General features: G+C 70.4%; 16 protein-coding genes. 12 read left to right on the forward strand and 4 right to left on the reverse strand.

The features are described 5' to 3' along the window. The first annotated feature begins 788 nt into the window (after window positions 1-788). The 5 genes from J2S41_RS36990 to J2S41_RS37010 all read left to right on the forward strand — a co-directional run bounded on the left by J2S41_RS36990 (window position 789) and on the right by J2S41_RS37010 (window position 7,091). Window positions 789-2,072: a glycosyltransferase gene (locus J2S41_RS36990; protein WP_310375290.1), complete on the forward strand. Its 1,284-nt coding sequence runs from the start codon at window positions 789-791 to the stop codon at window positions 2,070-2,072. Next, the gene (locus J2S41_RS36995) at window positions 2,069-3,862 is read left to right on the forward strand and encodes a right-handed parallel beta-helix repeat-containing protein (RefSeq protein WP_310375291.1); all 1,794 of its coding nucleotides are present in this window, start codon (window positions 2,069-2,071) and stop codon (window positions 3,860-3,862) included. The genes J2S41_RS36990 and J2S41_RS36995 overlap by 4 nt, the downstream gene beginning before the upstream one ends. Then, window positions 3,859-4,980: a right-handed parallel beta-helix repeat-containing protein gene (locus J2S41_RS37000; RefSeq protein WP_310375292.1), complete on the forward strand. Its 1,122-nt coding sequence runs from the start codon at window positions 3,859-3,861 to the stop codon at window positions 4,978-4,980. The genes J2S41_RS36995 and J2S41_RS37000 overlap by 4 nt, the downstream gene beginning before the upstream one ends. A gap of 25 nt (window positions 4,981-5,005) precedes the next feature. Beyond that, window positions 5,006-6,328, forward strand: a complete 1,323-nt coding sequence (locus tag J2S41_RS37005; RefSeq protein ID WP_310375294.1) for a UDP-glucose dehydrogenase family protein — start codon at window positions 5,006-5,008, stop codon at window positions 6,326-6,328. Window positions 6,329-6,452: 124 nt separating this feature from the next. After that, window positions 6,453-7,091, forward strand: coding sequence for a pyridoxamine 5'-phosphate oxidase family protein (locus J2S41_RS37010; protein WP_310375295.1), 639 nt, complete (start codon window positions 6,453-6,455; stop codon window positions 7,089-7,091). Here the strand turns inward: J2S41_RS37010 and J2S41_RS37015 are convergent. The 3 genes from J2S41_RS37015 to J2S41_RS37025 all read right to left on the reverse strand — a co-directional run bounded on the left by J2S41_RS37015 (window position 7,076) and on the right by J2S41_RS37025 (window position 11,193). Continuing rightward, a complete protein-coding gene (locus J2S41_RS37015; RefSeq protein ID WP_310375297.1) occupies window positions 7,076-8,815 on the reverse strand; it encodes a M16 family metallopeptidase in 1,740 nt (579 codons plus the stop codon). The genes J2S41_RS37010 and J2S41_RS37015 overlap by 16 nt on opposite strands. Then, complete coding sequence (locus tag J2S41_RS37020) at window positions 8,812-9,774, reverse strand: hypothetical protein (protein ID WP_310375298.1); 963 nt, start codon at window positions 9,772-9,774, stop codon at window positions 8,812-8,814. Before J2S41_RS37020 ends, J2S41_RS37015 begins: the two co-directional genes overlap by 4 nt. Before the next feature lie 177 nt (window positions 9,775-9,951). Continuing rightward, window positions 9,952-11,193 carry a pyridoxal phosphate-dependent aminotransferase gene (locus J2S41_RS37025; protein WP_310375299.1) on the reverse strand — a complete coding sequence of 414 codons (1,242 nt, stop codon included), beginning with the start codon at window positions 11,191-11,193 and terminating at the stop codon, window positions 9,952-9,954. Window positions 11,194-11,935: 742 nt separating this feature from the next. On the opposite strand from J2S41_RS37025, the gene J2S41_RS37030 reads away from it, so the two are divergent. Next, window positions 11,936-12,256 carry a MerR family transcriptional regulator gene (locus J2S41_RS37030; RefSeq protein ID WP_310375300.1) on the forward strand — a complete coding sequence of 107 codons (321 nt, stop codon included), beginning with the start codon at window positions 11,936-11,938 and terminating at the stop codon, window positions 12,254-12,256. Window positions 12,257-12,328: 72 nt separating this feature from the next. On the opposite strand, the gene J2S41_RS37035 is transcribed toward J2S41_RS37030, so the two are convergent. After that, window positions 12,329-13,363: a LacI family DNA-binding transcriptional regulator gene (locus J2S41_RS37035; RefSeq protein WP_310375302.1), complete on the reverse strand. Its 1,035-nt coding sequence runs from the start codon at window positions 13,361-13,363 to the stop codon at window positions 12,329-12,331. A gap of 404 nt (window positions 13,364-13,767) precedes the next feature. On the opposite strand from J2S41_RS37035, the gene J2S41_RS37040 reads away from it, so the two are divergent. The 6 genes from J2S41_RS37040 (at window position 13,768) to J2S41_RS37065 (ending at window position 21,154) form a co-directional block, all read left to right on the forward strand. Beyond that, the gene (locus tag J2S41_RS37040) at window positions 13,768-14,763 is read left to right on the forward strand and encodes an ABC transporter substrate-binding protein (RefSeq protein ID WP_310375303.1); all 996 of its coding nucleotides are present in this window, start codon (window positions 13,768-13,770) and stop codon (window positions 14,761-14,763) included. 82 nt (window positions 14,764-14,845) lie between these two features. Further along, a complete protein-coding gene (locus J2S41_RS37045) occupies window positions 14,846-16,384 on the forward strand; it encodes a sugar ABC transporter ATP-binding protein (protein WP_310375306.1) in 1,539 nt (512 codons plus the stop codon). After that, window positions 16,381-17,436, forward strand: a complete 1,056-nt coding sequence (locus tag J2S41_RS37050; protein ID WP_310375307.1) for an ABC transporter permease — start codon at window positions 16,381-16,383, stop codon at window positions 17,434-17,436. Before J2S41_RS37045 ends, J2S41_RS37050 begins: the two co-directional genes overlap by 4 nt. Then, window positions 17,433-18,428: a galactofuranose ABC transporter, permease protein YjfF gene (yjfF, locus tag J2S41_RS37055; RefSeq protein ID WP_310375310.1), complete on the forward strand. Its 996-nt coding sequence runs from the start codon at window positions 17,433-17,435 to the stop codon at window positions 18,426-18,428. Before J2S41_RS37050 ends, yjfF begins: the two co-directional genes overlap by 4 nt. Window positions 18,429-18,574: 146 nt before the next feature. Beyond that, window positions 18,575-19,588: a LacI family DNA-binding transcriptional regulator gene (locus J2S41_RS37060; protein ID WP_310375312.1), complete on the forward strand. Its 1,014-nt coding sequence runs from the start codon at window positions 18,575-18,577 to the stop codon at window positions 19,586-19,588. A gap of 144 nt (window positions 19,589-19,732) precedes the next feature. Further along, the gene (locus J2S41_RS37065; RefSeq protein ID WP_310375314.1) at window positions 19,733-21,154 is read left to right on the forward strand and encodes a glycoside hydrolase family 10 protein; all 1,422 of its coding nucleotides are present in this window, start codon (window positions 19,733-19,735) and stop codon (window positions 21,152-21,154) included. Window positions 21,155-21,201 lie beyond the last annotated feature (47 nt).

The following is a 21,201-nucleotide window of genomic DNA, read 5'->3' on the forward strand; positions in this document are numbered from 1 at the left end:
GGCTGGTTGAAGTCGCGAACGCGCTGCCGGGTGGGCGCCGGTGCATCGGCGTGGAGGCCGACCATGTCTCCGCCGCGTTCCGGTGCCGCTGGATGTCTGGGCGGTCTTGCCGACCTGACTCGCGATGGAGGCCATGGCGGTCTTGCCGCGTGGGGCTGCGCGGCTGTAGGGGGCCGGGTGCCCGGCGTCGCCGGGATTGCGCCCGCTGGTTGCCCCGAGCGGGTTGTGGCGCCGGTCTCATATCATTGTGAAAAGCTTGTTTCGGCCACGAGAAATGGTTTCTTGTGGGTCGTGGGTCCCGTTCTTTATAGGTGTAAACCCGGTGTTCGGCTTTAGGTTTTTCTTGCCTCTTTCACGATGGGATGACAGGATTCCCGTCGAACGGCCCGCAGGGGGTCGTGGGCGAGGTGTTGATCCGCCGGGTGAGTTGGTCGCCCATGTCCGGCGGGGAGCCAGAGGCGAAACCGACGTCCTTGGTGTCAATCCAAGGAGACGCTCTCATGTTCAGTCTGAATGGTGGCTCCCCGTGCGGGGAGCTCGCATCCATCAGTTCCGGTGCGCCGGCCTTCGAGGCTCGGCGTCGCGTTCCGGCGTCATTCCGCTAGACCGCTGAAATCGTCGGCGGCAGCGTAGCCACCGGCCGGACTGGTTCCCGCGATCGTCGTACCCCCGCGTTCTCGTGCCCTGGAAAGGGTGCTTGAGGACGTGGTGACGGGTGCTGCGCGGGTTGTGAGCTCTTTCGCCTGACCGCGCTCTAGGAATGCGCGGATTTCGACAGGGAGTCGAACGTGTCGGAGATATTCGACGTCGTCTGGTCGTGGATCGTGGAGGCGGTGGGTCAGACCTCGTGGCGTGACCTCATGCCGCTGGGACTCGCCGGCATCTTCGTGTGGTGCCTGTGGCTGTACCGGGCCGTGCTGTCGCGGTTCGCGAGGCCGGTCGTGAACGACTTCCGGACCACCACGAGCGTGGTGGTGCCGGCCTACCGGGAGGACCCGGACATCCTGCTCGAGTGCCTGGACACCTGGCTGGAGCAGAACCCCACCGAGGTGATCGTGGTGCCGGATCTGGCGGACACCGAGGTGATCCGGCGGCTGCGGGCGGTCGAGGACCCGCGGGTACGGGTGATCCCGTTCCTGCACTCCGGGAAGCGCTCCGCGCTCGGCGTCGGCATCCGCGCGGCGACGAGCGAGATCGTGGTGCTGGTCGACTCGGACACGCGCTGGCTGCCGGGACTGCTGGACGCGGTGCAGATGCCGTTCGTGGACCCGCGGGTCGGTGGCGTCGGCACGCAGCAGAACGTGTACCAGCGCACCACCAGCGTGTGGCGCCGGGTCGCTGACTGGCTGGTCAACCTGCGCTACTACGACTACGTGCCGGCGATGGGCCGGGCCGGGGCGGTGGCCTGCCTGTCCGGGCGGACCGCGGCGTACCGGCGGGCGGCGATCCTGCCCGTGGTGCCCAACCTGGAGGACGAGTTCTTCCTCGGCCGGCGGTGCGTGGCCGGCGACGACGGCCGGCTGACCTGGCTGGTGCTGGCGTCGGGTTACCAGACCGTGCACCAGTCGTCGGCCCGCGCGCTGTCGATGTTCCCGAGCTCGTTCCGGGCGTTCGTGAAGCAGCGGGTGCGGTGGAGCCGCAACTCGTACCGGACGTATCTGACCGCGCTGTGGAAGGGCTGGCTGTGGCGGGTGCCGATGGTCACCAAGATCACCGTGCTGCAGATCCTGCTGACGCCGGTGACGATGGGCATGGCGCTCGGCTACCTGATCTTCAGCCGGCTGGAGCTGACCGGGCACTCGATCGTGCTGGCGCTGATCTGGCTGTTGCTCGGCCGGGGCGTGCGCGGCTTCTCGCACCTGCGCCGCCACCCGCAGGAGATCCTGCTGCTGCCGGTGACCGCGCTGGTGGTCATCTTCATCGCGCTGCCGATCAAGCTGTACGCGTTCGTGACCATGAACAAGCAGGGCTGGCTGACCCGCACCGCCGACTCGATCGGCGGCGAGGGGCAGAGCGCCACCACGCTGACCGCGCCGGTGCCGGCGCCCGTGCTGGTCGAGGAGACGGTGTGAGGTACCGCATCGCGGCCGCGCTCGGCGCGGCGATCATGGCGGTGACGGTGATGCAGACCCCGGCGTCCGCCACCGCACCGGAGGACACCGAGGCGGCCGAGCGCCAGGCGGCGCTGGTCGTGGGCGAGGACACCCGGCTGAACGCGGTCCGCGCGGTGACCAGCGTGGCCCGCATGCGCGGCGGCGACTGGACCAAGCCGTACCGGCTGGACACCGGCGACGGGTACACGCTGGTGCTGACCCAGCAGAAGGAGCCGTACACGGTCGCGGACCTGCTCAAGCTGGCGCCGCAGACGTTCGTGCGCCAGCCGGACGGCAGCTACCTGCTGACCGAGAACATCTACCTGAACCTGGGCGCGAAGCTGCGACTGTCCAATCCGGGCGGTCTGACGCTGAAGCTGGCCAGCAGCGCGAACGGCTTCGTCTCGATCGTGTCGTTCGGTGGCGACCTGACCATCGACGGCTCGGCGCAGGCGCCGACGAAGATCATGAGCTGGGACCCGCGGACCAGTACGACGGACACGCTGGTCGACGACGGCCGCGCGTACATCCGCGCGATCGGCGGGCAGTTCTCCATGACGTACGCGTCGATCGAGGGCCTGGGCTTCTGGAGCGGCCGCACCGGCGGGCTGAGCCTGACCGGCACGGACCGGCCGAACACCGGCGGCGTCGAGGACACCAAGATCAGCGGTAACGCCGCGCGGGACAAGGCCAAGGAGGAGCGGCGCAACGGGGCCAACGTCGCGCCCGGTGCCGGCGACATCTACGCCTCGCCCACCGGCGAGCTGGTCGCGCCGGACACCCGGTTCGACGTGCCGGGCCTGTCCTACGTCTCCGGCTCGATCGACCACGCCACGATCAGCGGCAACGCGTTCGGGCTGTTCATCTCCAGCGCCACCGGCGTCAACATCACCGACTCCACGGTGGAGCGCAGCCTGCAGGACGGCGTGGTCATGCACCGCTTCGCGTCCAGCCTGGTGATCGAGAAGGTGACGTCCCGGAACAACGGTGGCGACGGGTTCGTGCTGTCCCGGGCCGCGCAGCAGGTGCGGATCAGCGACGCGGTCGCGGACCACAACGGCGGCAACGGCATCACCGTCAACGGGCTGCCGCTGGCCGAGGGCGCGTCCGCGTCCGGCCAGTTCGTCGGCGCGTACGGCTCGAACACGGTCGCGAACAGCGAGGTCACCCACAACGCCCGGTACGGCATCGAGGTGATCGGCGGCATCAACGTCGACGTGCAGAACAACGAGGTGGTCGGCGGCGAGGCCGGCATCGTCGCCCGCGAGGGCGCGGACCGGGTGACCATCACCGGCAACCGGGTGCGCGGCGCGGCCCGGCACGGCATCGCGGTCCGCGACGAGGTGACCGCCGCGACCGTGACCGGCAACATCGTCACCGACGTCGACAACGGCCTCTACGTCCGGGACTCGTCCGCGGAGGTGCGCGGCAACACGGTCGAGGAGGCGAAGAACCACGGCATCGCCATGGTCGGCACCGTCACCGGCTCGGTCGTCTCGCACAACGTGATCTCCGGGGTCGGGCCCAGCGCGCTGGACACCTCGCGCGCCGACGGCGACCTGACGACCGAGGACAACCAGGACGGCGCCTGGTACGACACCAGCTCGTTCTGGGTGAAGTTCCGGCACTACGCCAGCCCGATGACCATGCTGTGGACCGCGATCGTGCTGATCATCGCGTTCTCCGCGATCCAGGGCGTGCGCCGCCGCCGGACCGGGTTCTTCCACCCGTACGAGAACACGAAGTCGCTGCGGGGGGCCTCGGCGTGACACGCACCATCCCCGGCGGACCGGGCCTCTGGATCGGTGGTGCGGCGGCGGCGATCACCGTGGTGTCGCTGTCGGTGGCGCTCGCCGGCCGGTCGGCCGAGCCGCCGGCGGACCCGCCGGTCGCGGCCGTGACCGGCACCGCCGCGCCGGCGCCGATCAGCACCGCGGCGCCGCTGGCCACCGGCCCGATCGGCGCCGGCGCACCCGGTGGCGCCACGGCGGCCCCGGTGAGCTGCCCGGCCGCCACCGTCACGGTGGCGGACGCGGACGGGCTCACCGCGGCGCTGGCCGGCGCGCGGCCGGGCGCGGTGATCTCGCTGGCCGACGGGGTCTACCCCGGGCAGTTCGTCGCCGCGGTGCCGGGCGCCGCGGACGCGCCGATCACGCTCTGCGGCGGGCCCGGCGCGATCCTGGACGGCGGCGGCGTGAAGAAGGGCTACGGCCTGCACCTGAACGGCGCCAGCCACTGGCGGGTGCTCGGCTTCACGGTCCGCAACGCGCAGAAGGGCGTGATGGCGGACGGCGTCAGCTACACCACGATCGCCGGGCTGACCGTGGAGCAGATCGGCGACGAGGCCGTCCACCTGCGGAGGTTCAGCTCGGACAACGTGGTCGAGGGCAACACGATCCGCGGCACCGGGCTGCGCAAGCCGCAGTTCGGCGAGGGCGTCTACGTCGGCACCGCGGAGTCGAACTGGTGCGACATCACCGACTGCGCGCCGGACACCAGCGACCGCAACGTGGTCCGGAACAACGTGATCACCGCGGTCACCGCGGAGAACATCGACATCAAGGAGGGTACGACCGGCGGCGCCGTCGACGGGAACACCTTCGACGGTGCGGCGCTCTCCGGCGGGCACGCCGACTCCTGGGTCGACGTGAAGGGCAACGCCTGGACCGTCTCCGGTAACACGGGGACGAATTCCTCGCTCGACGGGTTCCAAACGCATTCCGTCGTGGACGGTTGGGGTAGGGGAAACGTCTTCACCCGCAACGTCGCGAACGTCAACGGGCCCGGTTACGGCTTCAACCTCACCCCGGTCGAGGACAACCGGGTCGCCTGCGACAACGAGGTCACCGGCGCTACCAAGGGCATCTCCAACACCCGCTGTTCCTGAACACTCATCACTTTGGGAGACCGCTGTGAACACCCCTCGTCTCACCGTCATCGGCACCGGCTACCTCGGCGCGACGCACGCGATCTGCATGGCCGTGCTCGGCTTCGAGGTGCTCGGCGTCGACGTGGACCAGGCCAAGATCGACCGGCTCGCCTCCGGTGAGGTGCCGTTCTTCGAGCCGGGTCTGCCCGAGCTGCTCGCCAAGGCGCTGGAGTCCGGGCGGCTGCGCTTCACCACCTCGTTCCAGGAGGCCGCGGAGTTCGGCGACGTGCACTTCATCTGCGTCGGCACGCCGCAGAAGCAGGGCTCGCACGCGGCGGACATGACCTACGTGGACGCGTCGGTCAGCGCGCTCGCCGCGCACCTCACCCGCAAGGCGCTGGTCGTCGGCAAGTCCACGGTCCCGGTCGGCACCGCCGCCCGGCTGACCGCGCTGGTCAAGGAGCTGGCCCCGGCCGGTGACGAGGTCGAGCTGGCCTGGAACCCGGAGTTCCTGCGCGAGGGCTTCGCGGTCGAGGACACCATGAAGCCGGACCGCCTGGTCTTCGGCGTCGCGTCGGCGTGGGCCGAGGAGCGGCTGCGCGCCGCGTTCGAGCCGGTGCTGGCGCAGGGCGTACCGGTGAAGGTCACCGACCTGGCCACCGCGGAACTGGTGAAGGTCGCGGCGAACTCGTTCCTGGCCACCAAGATCTCGTACATCAACGCGATGGCCGAGGTGTGCGAGGCGACCGGCGCGGACGTGCACGACCTGGCCGAGGCGCTGGCGTTCGACACCCGGATCGGCGGCCGGTTCCTGCGGCCCGGCCTCGGCTTCGGCGGCGGCTGCCTGCCCAAGGACATCCGCGCGTTCATGGCCCGCGCCGAGGAGCTCGGCGTCGGTCAGGCGGTCGGCTTCCTCCGCGAGATCGACGGCATCAACCAGCGCCGCCGGGCCCGTACCGTGGACCTGGTCACCGAGCTGGCCGGCGGCGACGTGGCCGGCAAGCGGATCGCGGCGCTCGGCGCCGCGTTCAAGCCCAACTCCGACGACATCCGCGACGCGCCCGCGCTGGACGTGGCGAGCACCCTGCACCGGCTCGGCGCCCGGGTGACCGTCTTCGACCCGGCCGCGATGGAGAACGCCAAGCGCGTCCACCCGGAGCTGTCCTACGGCGAGAGCGCCCTGGACGCGGCCCGCGACGCGGACGTGGTCGTGCTGCTCACCGAGTGGACCGAGTTCCGCGAGATCGACCCGGCCGCGATGGCCGCGGTCGTCGCCGGCCCGTCCATCGTGGACGGCCGGCACGCGCTGGACCCGGCCGAGTGGCGCGCCGCGGGCTGGGAGTACCGGGCGCTGGGCCGCCCGTAACCGTCGCTCCACCCGGACGGCCCTGGCGAGAATCTCGCGCCCGATGGCGCGGAAACACACTCGTTGGGGCCGTCCGGCTTCCCTAGACTCGGGAACCGTCGGCCACGGGGGAAGGGGAGCAGTCATGGACACCGCACGGACGGTCAGCATCGACACGCCGGAGGAACTGCGCGCGCTGCTCGGCACGCCGGTGCCGCGCGCGGTCAACAAGGAGCGCGTCGCGCTGCACGAGCGGGACCGGGAGTGGCTGGCCGCCTCCCCGTTCTGCGTCATCTCCACCTCGGCCGCGGACGGCACCTGCGACGCCTCGCCCAAGGGCGACCCGCCCGGCTTCACGCTGGTGCTGGACGACACCACGATCGCGATCCCGGAGCGGCCGGGCAACCGCCGCGCCGACGGCTACCTCAACGTGCTGACCAACCCGCACGTCGGCCTGCTCTACCTGATCCCCGGCCGCACCGAGACGCTGCGGATCAACGGCCGGGCGCGCCTGATCCGCGACGCGCCCTACTTCGAGGACATGGTCGTCAAGGGCCACCGGCCGGTCCTGGCGCTGGAGGTGGAGATCGAGCAGATCTTCTTCCACTGCGCCAAGGCGTTCCTCCGGTCCGCGCTGTGGAAGCCGGAGACCTGGCACCCGGAGGTCCTGCCCAGCCACGCCCGCCTGGTCAAGGACGTCCAGCCGCAGGCGGCGGAGACGCTGGAGCAACTGGAGGCCTACTACGGCCCCAGCTACCTGGAGACGCTCTACCGCGCCAGGTAGGCGAACCGGCCGCGGGCCCACCGCAGCACCCGCGGCCCCCACCCGGACAGCAGGAACAGCGCGAGCAGCAGCGCCGTCGCCACCGGCACGGTGATGGCCTTCGGGATCTCGCTGAAGAGCACCGCCACGGCGCGGATCGCGACGAAGAACAACCCGACGCTCACCAGCCAGCGGGTGATCGGTGGGATGCCGTCGATCGCGTCCGCGGCGCGGTTCGCGCCCATCGCGAGCGCCCGGCCCGTCCTGCGGCGCGCCCGTCGCAGGACGGACGGTGGCCGGGGGATCTCCGCCGGGTCCCGGGCCGGCATGTCGACCCGCAGGTCCGCCGGAACGGCCGCGTCGATCGCGGCCATCGCGGCGGGGTCCACCGCGAAGAGGCTCGGCTCGATGTGGGTCATGATGGCGTCGTGCCCGATCAGCCGGCGGGCGCCGTCCGGCCAGGCCAGCAGCAGCGCGGTCGCGTCGTACCGGACCGTGATCACGCTGCGGGGCCCCGCCAGCGAGACGCCCTCCGGTCCCAGGACGAGCGCCTGGGCGCGGTCGGCGAGCAGCGGGTGACGCCGGCCGGTGACCGCCTCCGTGGACGCCACCGGCGCGGCGGTGAAACCGGCCCAGTCGGCGCCCCTGCCGTCCGGGATCATGAGCAGCGAGGTCGCATGCGCCTCCGCGGCGACCCGGGCCACCTCGCCGGGCGTGACCGCGCGCAGCTCCGCCCGGAACTCGTCGATGGAGAGATTGCGGCGGCCGAGCAACTCGTTCTGCACGTACCCGGGCAGGCTCCGCGCGTCCCGGTCCACCCCGGACAGGTCCGACTCGGTCTTCGTGACGACCGCGGCCAGATCCGCCGGGTCGATGACGCCGTGCCGGATCGCGGTCAGCACGTCGGTGAACTCGCCCAGCGCCGCGTCGCGCTTCTCCGGCAGCGCGTCCGCCACCGCGACGACCGTGGCGTACTCGCCGTCCCTCGGCGCGTACTCCGCCGCGACCTGGTAGGAGTAGCCGGCCTCCTGCCGCAGCGCCCGGAACAGCATCCGCTCCAGCACACCCGAGTAGACGCCGGCCGCGGTGCCCCGGGCAACCACCGTCTCGTAGGCGATCGCCCGCGCGCTCGGCCCGTGGAAGTAGGCCGGCGTGACCGGCAAGGCGGACGTCACCTCGGGCGCCGGCATGCGCACGCCGCCGTCCGGGAGCGCCAGCGCCAGTCCGGCCGGTACGGCGTGCCCGGCGATCCACAGCATCGCGTTCGCGCGCGTGAAGTAGCGGGACACCCATGCGTGCAGGTCATCCGGGGTGAGCGCGGTGAGCCCGTACTCGGGATAGCCGATCGTGCCGTGGCCGCGGGCGCCGTACCGCCAGACCGCGAGCGGCTCGGCCAGTGAGCCCCGGCCGGCCGCCTCGGTGCGCAGGATCTCCTTCTCCACGGCTAGCCGCTCCGTCGGCAGGTCGGCGAGCGCGGCGCAGACGCCGTTCAGGAACGTCACGACGTCGTTCTCGGTCCCCTGGAGCTGGAAGGTGGTGGTGACCGGCGAGGTGGAGCCGTTGTAGTGGTAGTCGGTCAGGCCGAGCCCGTGCAGCGCCAGGTGCTCGATCAGATGGGTGATGCCGGCCCGGGCCAGCGGCTCGTCCGCGCGTCCCACGCGGAAGACGAGCCCGGCGGTGAGCGGGCCGTCCATCGGCGCGATCACGGTCGGTACGCCGTCGATCTCCGTACGCTTGATCGTCACTTCGCCCCCATGATCGCCATGTTGCGCCGCCACATGAAGGTCGGCCCCTCGTCGCCGCCGATGTAGTTCCACGGCGACCCGGTCGCCAGCGGCCCGAGCGCCGCGAACTGGCTCAGCGCCGCGCGATGGTCATCGAGCAGCGAGAACAGGCCGGCGAAGACGTTCATCACGTGCACCCAGCCCACGGTCCGCTGGAACGCCGGGTGCCAGACCGACCGGTGCGCGGCCTCGTAGATCTCGTCCCGGACCGCCTTCGATCTCAGGTAGGCGGCGTCCTTCTTGTCGTCGAGCTCCAGCCAGTGCTCCAGGTGCCCGAGCGGCACCAGCACCGCGTTGTGCGCGCCCTCCGGAGCGGCCAGCATGCGCTCACGGGAGAACTCGTGCAGCAACTCCCAGGAGCCGTCCCACTTCGGGCAGATCATCTGCTGGTACGACAGCTCGGTGCGCACGTGGTGCGGGTCGGTGCGGACGGCCCGGTCGTACCGCCGCCGAGCCTCGGCCAGGCCGGTCTGCAGGCCGCGGGCGATCGTCACGCGGTACTGCCACGCGGTCACGTTGCCCGGATTGCGGGCGGTGGCCTCGGCCAGCACCTCGTCGGCCCGGCGCAGGTGCTCGTGGAAGCGGGTGAACTGGTCGGCGGAGACGTACCGGGCCTGATATCCGCTGCGGATCCGCCACCCGGCCGCGACCAGATGGGCGCCGAGCATGGCGCCGGCGGCCGGGTCGGCGGGGTCGTCGCGCGACGCGGCCTCCAGCACGCCGACGAGGTGCTCGACCTCCGCCGGGCGGGAGATGTCGCCGACCGCGCCGGCCAGCTCGGATCGACCGGCCCAGTCGAGCGAGTCCCACAGCCGCCGGACGGCCGGCCAGTCGCCGGCGCCCAGCGCGGTGCGCAGCACGGCGACCTCGGGATATGCGGTCGCGGCGTCGAAGTCCGGCGCCGACAGCGGGGGAAGCATGGCGCGGATACTAGATGATCTTTAAGTCTCCGCGCAGCCCCGTTTCAGTCCATTTTGAGCAGCCACTCAGGGAAGGCTCGGCGTACCCGCGAAGGGTTGTCAGACACCACGACGGCCGTGGCCCCGGCGCCCAATCCGGGGACCACGGCCGTCGTGCGACCGCGTCCGGCGATGTCGTCAGCGGATGACGGCGTGCACGCCGGTTCCGTTGGTCATCGCCGGACGGCTGGCCGGGTGCACGATGAGGTCGGCGCTCTCGGAATCCGCCTCCACGTGCATCATGCCCTCACCCGCGCCGTGCAGGTACCGCCCGTACGCGTGCATGCCGTCCACCAGCCGGACCACGTCCTCCGGCGGGCGTACCACGAAGCGAAGGTACTGGCTCGTCATGCCGAGCTTGTTACCGCACTCCCGGACGTAGATCCCGTACCGGGAGATCAGGAAGTCGCGCAGCTCCACACCGTCCCAGCCCGGCCCCAGCTTGACCAGCAGGAAGTTGCCCTGCGACGGCCAGACCGTGAGACCCGGCACCCGGGTCAGCTCGTCCGCCATCCGCATCCGGTCGCGGGAGAGCCGGCGCAGACTCTCGCGGTACTCGGCCTCGTGGTCCTTGATCATGTGGACCACCGTCTCGGCCAGCGAGTTCAGGTTCCACTTCGGCAGCGCGGAGCCGATCTTCGTGGCCAGCGCCGGGTTCGCCACCAGGTAGCCGAACCGGATGCCGTGCAGCCCGAAGTTCTTGCCCAGGCTCTTCAACACGATCATGTTCGAGCGGATGCCGGCCTCGGCCGCCACCGACGGCTGCCGCTCCTGGTCCACGAAGTCGATGAACGACTCGTCGATGATGACCAGGTCCAGGTCGTGCAGCATGTCGACGAAGCGCAGGACCTCCCGCCGTGGGATGTAGCCGCCGTCCGGGTTGTTCGGGTTGCAGATCACCGCCACCCTGGAGCCGCGCTGCCGGATGAACCGCGCGTAGTCGTCCAGGTCGAGCTGGTAGTTGTCCGCCTCCTGCAGCGGGTACATGTCCACCCGCTTGCCGGTCTCCAGCGGCTGGTCCGTCCACCGGCCGAACGTGGGGATCGGGATCGCCACGCTCTCCTTGATCAGCAGGTGGTCGATCCAGGTGATCAGCTCGGTCGAGCCGTTCGCCATCGCCACCGTCTGCGGGTGCAGCCCGAGCGCGCTGCACAGCTGTTTGGTGATGGTGTCCGCGCTGCTCGGGTAGTACTTCAGGATGCTCTCCAGGTTCGCGGACAGTTCCGCGAACATCTCCGGCGTCGGGAAGTACGGGTTGCAGGGGATGCAGAAGTCGACGATCCGCGCTCCCTCGCCCATGCTCCGCTGCAGCGTGGCGTAGGACGCGCTGTGCGCCCCCTGCCGCAGGAGACTCAGGTCGATGCTGCTGCCGTGTCGCAATGCACCCTCCAGCTGTCCGATCGCCAGGCCCTAACCCCGCGTGTCTCGCCGCCCTGTCCGGCAGCAAGTACGCAGCCCTGCACGTCCTGGATCAAAGGATCACCAAGAAAGCCCGGTCGGTCCCGATTCATGGGGGTTCAGGGGGTGTCGACGCGGCCGGCCTCGCCTTCGGTCTCGGATGACACGCCGAGAAAATCTGGGTCCACGGAACTAGACTTTCTGGTGGGGTGTGGTTAGTGTTTCTGGTGTTGACAGCAAGGATCGTCGAAGACGCGGACGGCAGGACCCGCGTCGAGCCGAGGCCCGGCGGCACGCCGTGGCGCGCTCGACGCCGCAGTGGAAGTGACCCCGACGTCATCGCGAGTCGGGGAGGGAAGCAGGCGGGGCCGATGCGGTTTCAGGGCTCCGCCTGAGAGAGTCCGCCGTACGTGTGGGGGCCATGAAGTGGGTAGGGCTCCCGCACCGGCGGACGGCAGCACCGGACGTGTGAAGCAGAGGAAAGGGAGGGTTGAACACCGTTGGATCGCCCGCCGCCAGGACGCGTTCGGCTCTGGCGCGGACACCGCAGTCTCCATCGAACGAGAGGTGGTCTTCGGTCACGCTTATGCGATCCTCGCACCCCAGGCCGCCGGTGGCGGCGGGTGTGGATACGACAACCCGGCATTCCTGCCGGTAGATGGTGTTACCCGTAAACCCTGGGCCCCGGCGCTTCTGCGCCGGGGCCCTCGACATGGAGGAATGTATGGCCCAACCCGATGACATGTTCGGAGACGACGACTATCCGGCCTACACGATGGGCCGCGCCGCGGAGATCACCGGCGCCTCGCAGGACTTCCTGCGCCGCCTCGACGAGGCGAAACTGATAACCCCGTTCCGCTCGGCCGGCGGGCACCGCCGGTACTCCCGCTATCAGCTGCGCCTCGCGGCACGTGCCCGGGAGATGGTCGACCAGGGCACCGCGCTCGAAGCCGCGTGCCGCATCATCATCCTCGAGGATCAGCTCGAAGAGGCCCTCCGGCAGAACGAAGACCACCGGCGCCGGCGCGAGTCCGGCGCCGCCTGATCCGACCGCTCGCGGTCCCTCTCCCACCACGAGAGGGGCCGTTCGCCGTCTCCGGGATCGGCGGATGCGGCGTCAGTGAGGGGACGGCGCGGACGTGGAGCGCCGCACCACGAGCGTCGGTGGGACCACGGTGGCCCGCGCCCCGTCGTCCGGCGGATCCTCGCCGTTGATCACCCGCAACAGCGCGGTCATGCTGCGCCGGCCGACCTCGTCGAAGTCCTGGCGGACGGTGGTGAGCGGCGGGAGCATGAACTCGGCCTCGGGTATGTCGTCGAAGCCGACCACGCTGATGTCCTGGGGCACCCGGACGCCGCGTTCGTGCAGGGCGCGGAGCAGGCCGAGGGCCATCTGGTCGTTGGCGGTGAAGACGGCGGTGACCTCCTTGCGGCCGGCCAGGGCGGCGCCGGCGGTGAAGCCGGAGCGGGCGCCCCAGTCGCCGGAGATCACCGGGGGGACCGGGCAGCCGGCCTCCTCGAGGGCGGCGCGCCAGCCGTGCACCCGGTCGCGCGCCTCCAGCCAGTCGCCGGGGCCGGCCACGTGCCAGACCGTGGTGTGGCCCAGCCCGACCAGGTGGCGGACCGCGAGCCGGGCGCCGGCGGCCTGGTCGACGGAGACCGCGGGGAGCACGCCGTCCTGGCCGGTCTCGACCGCGACGGCGGGCAGGCCGCGAGGCAGGCTGTGCAGCGCGGCCTGGGCGGCCATCTGCGGCGCGATGACGATGATGCCGTCCACGCCCTGGGCGGCCAGGCCGTCGACGGCGGAGAGCACGCCGGCGCGGTCGACGCGCTCCAGGGTGACGATGCTGACGCCGTAGCCGGCGCCGCGGGCGGCCCGCTCGATGCCGAGCAGCGTGGCGGCCGGACCGTACAGGATGGTGTCGAAGCTGACCACGCCGAGCACGCGGGAGCGGCGGCTGGCCAGGCCGCGGGCCATGGCGTTGGGGCGGTAGCTCAGCGCGGTGACCGCGCGCATGACCCGCTCGCGGGTGTCCGGCCGGACGCTGGGGTGGTTGTTGAGCACACGGGACACGGTCTGGTGGGAGACACCGGCGAGCCGCGCGACGTCGGTCATGACCGCCGGTCGCGCCGCGTCGGGAGTCGATGTCACGGCTTCAGGTTATCGCCCAGGCGCCCGGTGATGATTCGCCTGGTAGACCGTTTTCTTGCCCCGACCTGTAGGTATTTGTGATCATCGTGGCCAAGTTGTGACCCGGGCCACCCCTTGACTCATCGATTGTTAGCGCTAACACTACAGCGCAACGTCCCTGTAACGAGGTCGTGACAGCGGCGCCGCAATGCCGGATCCAGCACAACTCCGGCGGGTGCGTCGCGTCCGGCCGAGCCCTTGCACCACCTGCACATGGCACCACAGCACATGGCACCTGGTTCACGCAACGCGGCACAACGTTTCTCCCCCACGGTCCTCATCGGACCGGCATCACCGGCTCGCGCGGGCACTCGCGGGCCGGGGCAGCGACGTACACGGCGTTCTTCGGCAGAGGAGTCAGAGTCATGCACGTAAGCAGGAGGAAGCTTTTCGCGGTCGTCGCGGCGGCCGGTCTGGCCACCAGTGGGCTGGCGGCCTGCGGTGACGGCACCCAGGACGACGAGGCGGGCGGCGCGGCCGGCGACACGATCGTGCTCGGGTTCGCCCAGGTCGGCGCGGAGTCCGGCTGGCGCACCGCGAACACCAAGTCCATCCAGGACTCCGCCAAGGCGGCCGGGATCGATCTGAAGTTCTCCGACGCGCAGCAGAAGCAGGAGAACCAGATCAAGAACATCCGGTCGTACATCACGCAGAAGGTCGACGTGATCGCGTTCTCGCCGGTGGTCGAGTCCGGCTGGGAGCCGGTGCTGCGGGAGGCGAAGGAGGCCGGGATCCCGGTGGTCCTGACCGACCGCGCGATCGATTCGCCGGACACCTCGCTGTACGTCACGTTCCTCGGCTCGGACTTCATCGAGGAGGGCAAGCGCGCGGCGAACTGGCTGGTCCAGGAGTACCAGGGCAAGAACGAGACGGTGAACATCGTGGAGCTTCAGGGCACCACGGGTTCCGCACCGGCGATCGACCGCAAGGAGGGCTTCGCGCAGGGCATCGCGGCGAACCCCAACTTCAAGATCATCGCCTCGCAGACCGGCGAGTTCACCCGGGCCAAGGGCAAGGAGGTCATGCAGGCCTTCCTCCAGTCCAACCCGGACATCGACGTGCTCTACGCGCACAACGACGACATGGCGCTCGGCGCGATCCAGGCGATCGAGGAGGCCGGCAAGAAGCCCGGCGTCGACATCAAGATCATCTCGATCGACGGCGTCAAGGACGCGTTCCAGGCCATGGTGGACGGCAAGATCAACGTGGTCGTCGAGTGCAACCCGCTGCTCGGCCCGCAGCTGATGGACGTGGTCAAGAAGGTCGTGGCCGGCGAGACCGTGGAGAAGCGCATCCTCACCGAGGAGGGCGTCTTCACCCAGGACCAGGCCGCCGCCGCGCTTCCCAACCGGCAGTACTGATCGCGCGCGCCGCCGGCCCGGCCACCGGGCCGGCGGCGTCTCCGCCGCGATGGCACGACAGCGAGGAGAGGAGCACGGCGCGATGCCGGACGATCCCCAGCCGATTCTGCAGATGAAGGGCATCACCAAGGAGTTCCCCGGCGTCACCGCGCTGGCCGACGTCGACTTCCGCCTGTTCCCCGGCGAGGTGCACGCCCTGATGGGCGAGAACGGCGCCGGCAAGTCCACTCTGATCAAGGTGCTCACCGGCGTCTACCAGGCCGAGGCGGGCGAATCCGTGCTGGCCGGCGAGCGGGTGCACTTCAGCAGCCCGCTCAAGGCGCAGCAGGCCGGCGTCAGCACGGTCTACCAGGAGGTGAACCTCTGCCCCAACCTCTCGGTGGCGGAGAACATCTTCATCGGCCGCGAGCCGCGGTTCCTCGGCCTGATCAACAATTACCCGGCGATGCGGCGGCGGTCCCGCGAGCTGCTCGCCCGGGTGGAGCTGGACATCGACGTGACCGCGCCGCTGGCCAGCTTCTCGCTCGCGGTGCAGCAGCTCATCGCGATCGTCCGGGCGGTGGACATCGCGGCCAAGGTGGTGATCCTGGACGAGCCGACCTCCAGCCTGGACGCGGACGAGGTGCGGCAACTGTTCCGGGTGATGCGCCGGCTGAAGGAGGACGGCGTCGCGCTGCTGTTCGTGTCGCACTTCCTGGAGCAGATCTACGAGATCTCCGACCGGATGACGATCCTCCGCAACGGGCGCCTGGTCGGCGAGTGGCGCACGGACGAGCTGAGCCGCATCGAGCTGGTCTCCCGGATGATCGGCAAGGAGCTCTCCGTGCTGGAGGAACTGGAGGAGCAGCCCCGGCCGGAGCTGTCCACGCTGGAGCGGCAGGAGCCGTTCCTGCAGGCCGAGGCGGTCGGCAAGACCGGCCTGGTGGCGCCGTTCGACCTGGCCATCCACCGTGGTGAGGTGGTCGGCCTGGCCGGGCTGCTCGGCTCCGGCCGTACCGAGGTGGCGCGGTTGCTCTTCGGCGCGGACCGCGCCGAGACCGGCACCATCACGATCGACGGCACGGCCCAGCCGGTACGGACGCCGCGCGCCGCGATCGGCCGGGGCATCGCGTTCCTCCCGGAGAACCGCAAGACCGAGGGCCTGGTCGGAGACCTGTCGGTACGGGACAACATCATCCTGGCCATGCAGGCCGCGCGCGGGTGGATGCGCCCGGTGCCGCCGCGCCGCCGGGACGAGCTGATCGAGAAGTACATCGCGGCGCTGAGCATCCGGCCGGCCGATCCGGGCGCGCTGGTCCGCAACCTCAGCGGTGGCAACCAGCAGAAGGTTCTGCTCGCCCGCTGGCTGATCACCCAGCCCAAGCTGCTGATCCTGGACGAGCCCACGCGCGGCATCGACGTCGGCGCGAAGGCGGAGATCCAGCGGCTGGTGGTCTCGCTCGCGGCCGACGGCGTGTCCGTGCTGTTCATCTCCGCCGAACTGGAGGAGGTGCTGCGGCTCAGTCACAAGGTCGCGGTGCTGCGCGACCGCCACCTGGTGGCCGAACTGGCCAACGACGAGTCGCTCACCGCGGACCGGATCATGCGCACCATCGCGAGCGGGGAAGGGAGCGCGGCATGACCGGGGTCGTCAGGAGCCGGCTGTTCTGGCCGGTGCTGGTGCTGGTACTGCTGCTGATCGGCAACCTGTTCTTCAAGCCGGACTTCTTCGCGGTCCGGATCGTGGACGGGCACGTGTACGGCAGCCTGGTGGACATCGTGCGGTTCGGTGCGCCGCTGGCGCTGGTTGCGCTCGGCATGACGCTGGTGATCGCGACCGGCGGCATCGACCTCTCGGTCGGGTCCGTGGTCTCCATCGCGGGCGCGGTGGCCTGCCTGCACATCAGCCGGCAGACCGATCAGAACGCGCTGAGCGGCGTGCTGGTCGCGGTGGCGATGGCGCTCGGCGTGTCGCTGCTGTTCGGCGCGTGGAACGGCGTGATGGTGTCCCGGATCGGCGTGCAGCCGATCATCGCGACGCTGATCCTGATGGTGGCCGGCCGCGGCATCGCACAGCTGATCATGGATGGGCAGATCATCACGATCAACAGCTCGCCGTACAAGTGGATCGGCGCGGGGTGGCTATTCACGCTGCCGGCGTCGGTGCTGATCGCGGCCGTGGTGATCGGGGTGACCGCGCTGATCATGCGCCGGTCCGCGCTCGGCCTGCTGCTGGAGTCGGTCGGTGGCAACGCGGAGGCGAGCCGGCTGGTCGGCATCCGGTCGCGGAGCCTGGTGCTGCTGGTCTACGCGGTCAGCGGCCTCTGCGCCGGCCTGGCCGGACTGATGATCAGCTCGAACGTCTCCTCGGCGGACGGCAACAACGCGGGCCTCTGGATCGAGCTGGACGCCATCCTCGCGGTGGTGATCGGCGGCACCGCACTGACCGGCGGCCGGTTCTCGATCGGCGGCACCGTGATCGGCGCACTGGTGATCCAGACGCTGACCACCACGATCTACACCACGGGCGTACCGCCGGAGACCACGCTGGTCTTCAAGGCCGCCGTGGTGACCGTGGTCTGCCTGCTGCAGTCCCCGGCGTTCCGGGAGAAGGTCTTCCGCCGCCGGCGCGGCCCACGCAGCACCCCACCCACCTCCGCGTCCGAGCCGACGAATGTGAGGGTTCCGGCATGACGACCCTGACCACGCCGACCGGCGTGCGGCTGGCCAAGGTGTTCACCGGTCGCCAGCGGTACGTGCCGGTGCTCGCGACCGCGACCGTGCTGGTGCTGATGTGGATCGGCGCGTCGCTGTACTTCCCGGCGTTCGGCGACCTCCAGGTGCTGCTGAACGTGTTCAAGGACAACGCGTTCCTGCTGGTCCTCGCGGTCGGCATGACGTTCGTGATCCTGAGCGGCGGCATCGACCTGTCGGTCGGCTCGGTGCTGGCGCTGTCCACCATGCTGTGTGCCTGGCTGGTCGAGACGCACGGCTGGTCGCCCGGTGTGGTGATCCCGCTGGTGATGGTGATCGGCGCGCTCGGCGGCAGCGGGATGGGCGCGATCATCCACTACTTCGAGGTGCCGCCGTTCATCGCCACGCTGGCCGGCATGTTCCTGGCCCGCGGGCTCTGCTACGTGATCAGCACGGACGCGATCAGCATCACGCACCCGTTCTTCACGGACACGGCGAACACGATGGTGCCGCTCGGCGACTACCGGATCGACCCGAGCGTGGTGCTGTCGCTGATCGTGGTGGCGATCGCGTTCGTGACGCTGCACTACACGCGGTTCGGCCGCAACGTCTACGCGATCGGCGGCAGCGAGCAGTCCGCGCTCCTGATGGGCCTGCCGGTGGCGGCCACGAAGGTGGCGGTCTACGCGGTCAGCGGGTTGTGCGCCGCGTCCGCCGGCGTGCTGTACGCGTTCTACACCAGCGCCGGGTACAGCAACACCGGCATCGGCATGGAGCTGGACGCGATCGCGGCCGTGGTCATCGGCGGCACGCTGCTCACCGGCGGTTCCGGCTTCGTGCTCGGCACCGTGCTGGGTGTGCTGGTGTTCGGCGTGATCCAGACCATCACCAACTTCGCCGACCTGCTGTCCTGGTGGACCCGGATCGTGGTGGGCGCGCTGCTGCTGCTCTTCATCGTGCTGCAGCGCGTGATCGGTGCCCGGAAGACCTGACCCGCCCCCATCGGTACGAGGGGAGCGGCCCGCCAACCGGCCGCTCCCGTCGTACCGGTAGAGATTCGTAAGTTGCGCGATCCCCGATCCGTGCGCCGCTGGTGCAAGATAGGCGGGGACAGCCGCAAGCGAAGAGGGAGGCGTCCGTGACCGTCGGCGAGGGACGCAGGGTCACCATCACGGCGATCGCCGCGGAGGCGGGCGTCTCGGTGCCGACCGTCTCGCGCGTGCTCAACGGCAGGTCGGACGTCTCGCCGCAGACCCGCGAGCGCGTCGAGGAGTTGCTGCGCCAGCACGGCTACCGGCGCCGCGCGGCCCGCAGCCGGGTCTCCGCCAGCCTGATCGACCTGGTCTTCAACGATCTGGACAGCCCGTGGGCCGTCGAGATCATCCGTGGTGTGGAGGACGTGGCGCATGCGGCCGGCGTCGGCACCGTGGTCTCCGCGATCCACCAGCGCTCCACGTCCGCCCGGCAGTGGTTGCAGAACCTGCGCGCCCGGGCCACGGACGGCGTCATCTTCGTGGTCTCCGACCTGTCCCCGCCGCTGCTGGCCGAGTTGCGCCGGCTGAACATCCCGATGGTGGTGGTCGACCCGGCCGGCGTGCCCGCGATGGACATCCCGACGATCGGCGCGACGAACTGGGCGGGCGGCCTGAGCGCCACCGAGCACCTGCTCTCCCTCGGCCACCGGCGGATCGGCTTCATCGCCGGGCCGAAGCGGCTGCTCTGCTCGCGCGCCCGGCTGGACGGCTACCGCGCGGGTCTGGAGGCGGCCGGCATCGACGTCGCGGAGGACCTGCTGTTCCAGGGCGACTTCTACCACGAGTCCGGGTTCGCCGGCGGCGCCGCGCTGCTGGAGGTGGACGATCCGCCGACCGCGATCTTCGCGGCCAGCGACCAGATGGCGTTCGGGGTGTACGAGGCGGTCCGCCGTCGCGGGCTGCGCGTGCCGGACGACATCAGCGTCGTGGGTTTCGACGACCTTCCGGAGGCGCGCTGGGCCTCCCCACCGCTCACCACGGTCCGCCAGCCGCTGGCCGAGATGGGGCTGCTGGCTGCGCGAACGGTGCTGCGGCTGGCGCAGGGTGAGGACATCGAGACGCCGCGCGTCGAGCTCGCCACCCACCTCGTGGTGCGGGACAGCACCGCGCAGGCCTGATCTGTTTCGGACCTTTTCCGGTAAGAGATTGACGCTGGCGAGGGCCGCGGCCAATACTTGGGATCGCTCCCATAGAGCCTAGTCGATCTAGCGGCGCCTCCACCGCCGTGCCGGGAGCCTTCCGTCAGAGAGGACCGCCTTCCGATGACCGACGACTCGCCTCGCCCGCCGAGACGTCACCGGCACCGGCCGATCTACGCGGCGGCCGCCGTGCTCCTCGCGGCCGGGGCCGCGATCGCCGTCCCGCGGCTCGCCGACGCCGCCACCACCCTGCAGAGCCTGGCCGCCGCGAAGGGCAAGACGGTCGGCTTCGCGCTCACGTCGAGCTATCTGAGCGAGCCGGCGTACAAGAACATCGCGGACACCGAGTTCAACCTCGTCGTGGCGGAGAACGCGATGAAGTGGGACGCCACCGAGCCGTCCCGGAACTCGTTCGACTACACGGCCGGCGACGCGGTCGCGTCCTACGCGGCCTCCGGCGGCAAGCAGCTCTACGGGCACGCGCTGGTCTGGCACCAGCAGTACCCGGCCTGGGTGGACGGCATCACCGGCGGCGCCGACCTGCTGGCCGCGATGCGCAACCACATCTCCAACGTGGCCGGTCACTACGCCGGCCAGGTGGTCGCCTGGGACGTGGTGAACGAGGCGTTCGAGGACAATGGCGCGCGGCGCCAGTCGATCTTCCAGCAGCGGATCGGCGACTCGTACATCGAGGAGGCGTTCAAGGCCGCGCGCGCCGCCGACCCGGCCGCGAAGCTCTGCATCAACGACTACTCCACGGACGGCATCAACCCGAAGAGCACCGCGATCTACAACCTGGTGCGGGACTTCAAGGCCCGCGGCGTGCCGATCGACTGCGTCGGCTTCCAGGCCCACCTGATCCTCGGCCAGGTCCCGTCCGACCTCCAGGCGAACCTGCAGCGCTTCGCGGACCTGGGCGTGGACGTGCGGATCACCGAGCTCGACGTGCGGATGACCACGCCGGCGGACGCGTCCGAACTGGCCACCCAGCGCAGCGACTACCAGAAGGTCTTCACCGCCTGCGCGAACGTGACCCGCTGCACCGGCGTGACGGTCTGGGGCATCACCGATAGGTACTCCTGGGTGCCGGACGTGTTCCAGGGGTACGGCGCGGCCCTGATGTGGGACGAGAACTACGCCAGGAAGCCGGCCTACGACGGCGCGGCGGCCGGGCTCGGCGGCACGGTCACCACGCCCACGCCGGGGCCCACCACGCCCGGCCCGGCCGGCGGCTGCGCGGTCACCTACGCCGTGAACCAGTGGAACGCCGGCTTCACCGCGAACGTCACGGTGCGCAACACCGGGTCGAGCCCGATCAGCGGCTGGTCGCTGCGCTGGGACTACGCCGCCGGGCAGACGGTGACGCAGTCGTGGAGTTCCTCGGTCACCCAGTCCGGCGCCACGGTCACCGCCACGAACGCGGCCTGGAACGGGTCGATCCCGGTGGGCGGCAGCACGTCGTTCGGCTTCAACGGCACGCACACCGGCAGCAACCCGGCGCCGGTGGCGTTCGCTCTGAACGGTGCGGCCTGCGTTAACGGCTGACGTCGTTCAAAGATCAAGATCATGGATTCGAGCCGAATCAAAGGGTA

The sequence above is a fragment of the Catenuloplanes atrovinosus genome (genome assembly GCF_031458235.1).
Lineage (GTDB): Bacteria > Actinomycetota > Actinomycetes > Mycobacteriales > Micromonosporaceae > Catenuloplanes > Catenuloplanes atrovinosus.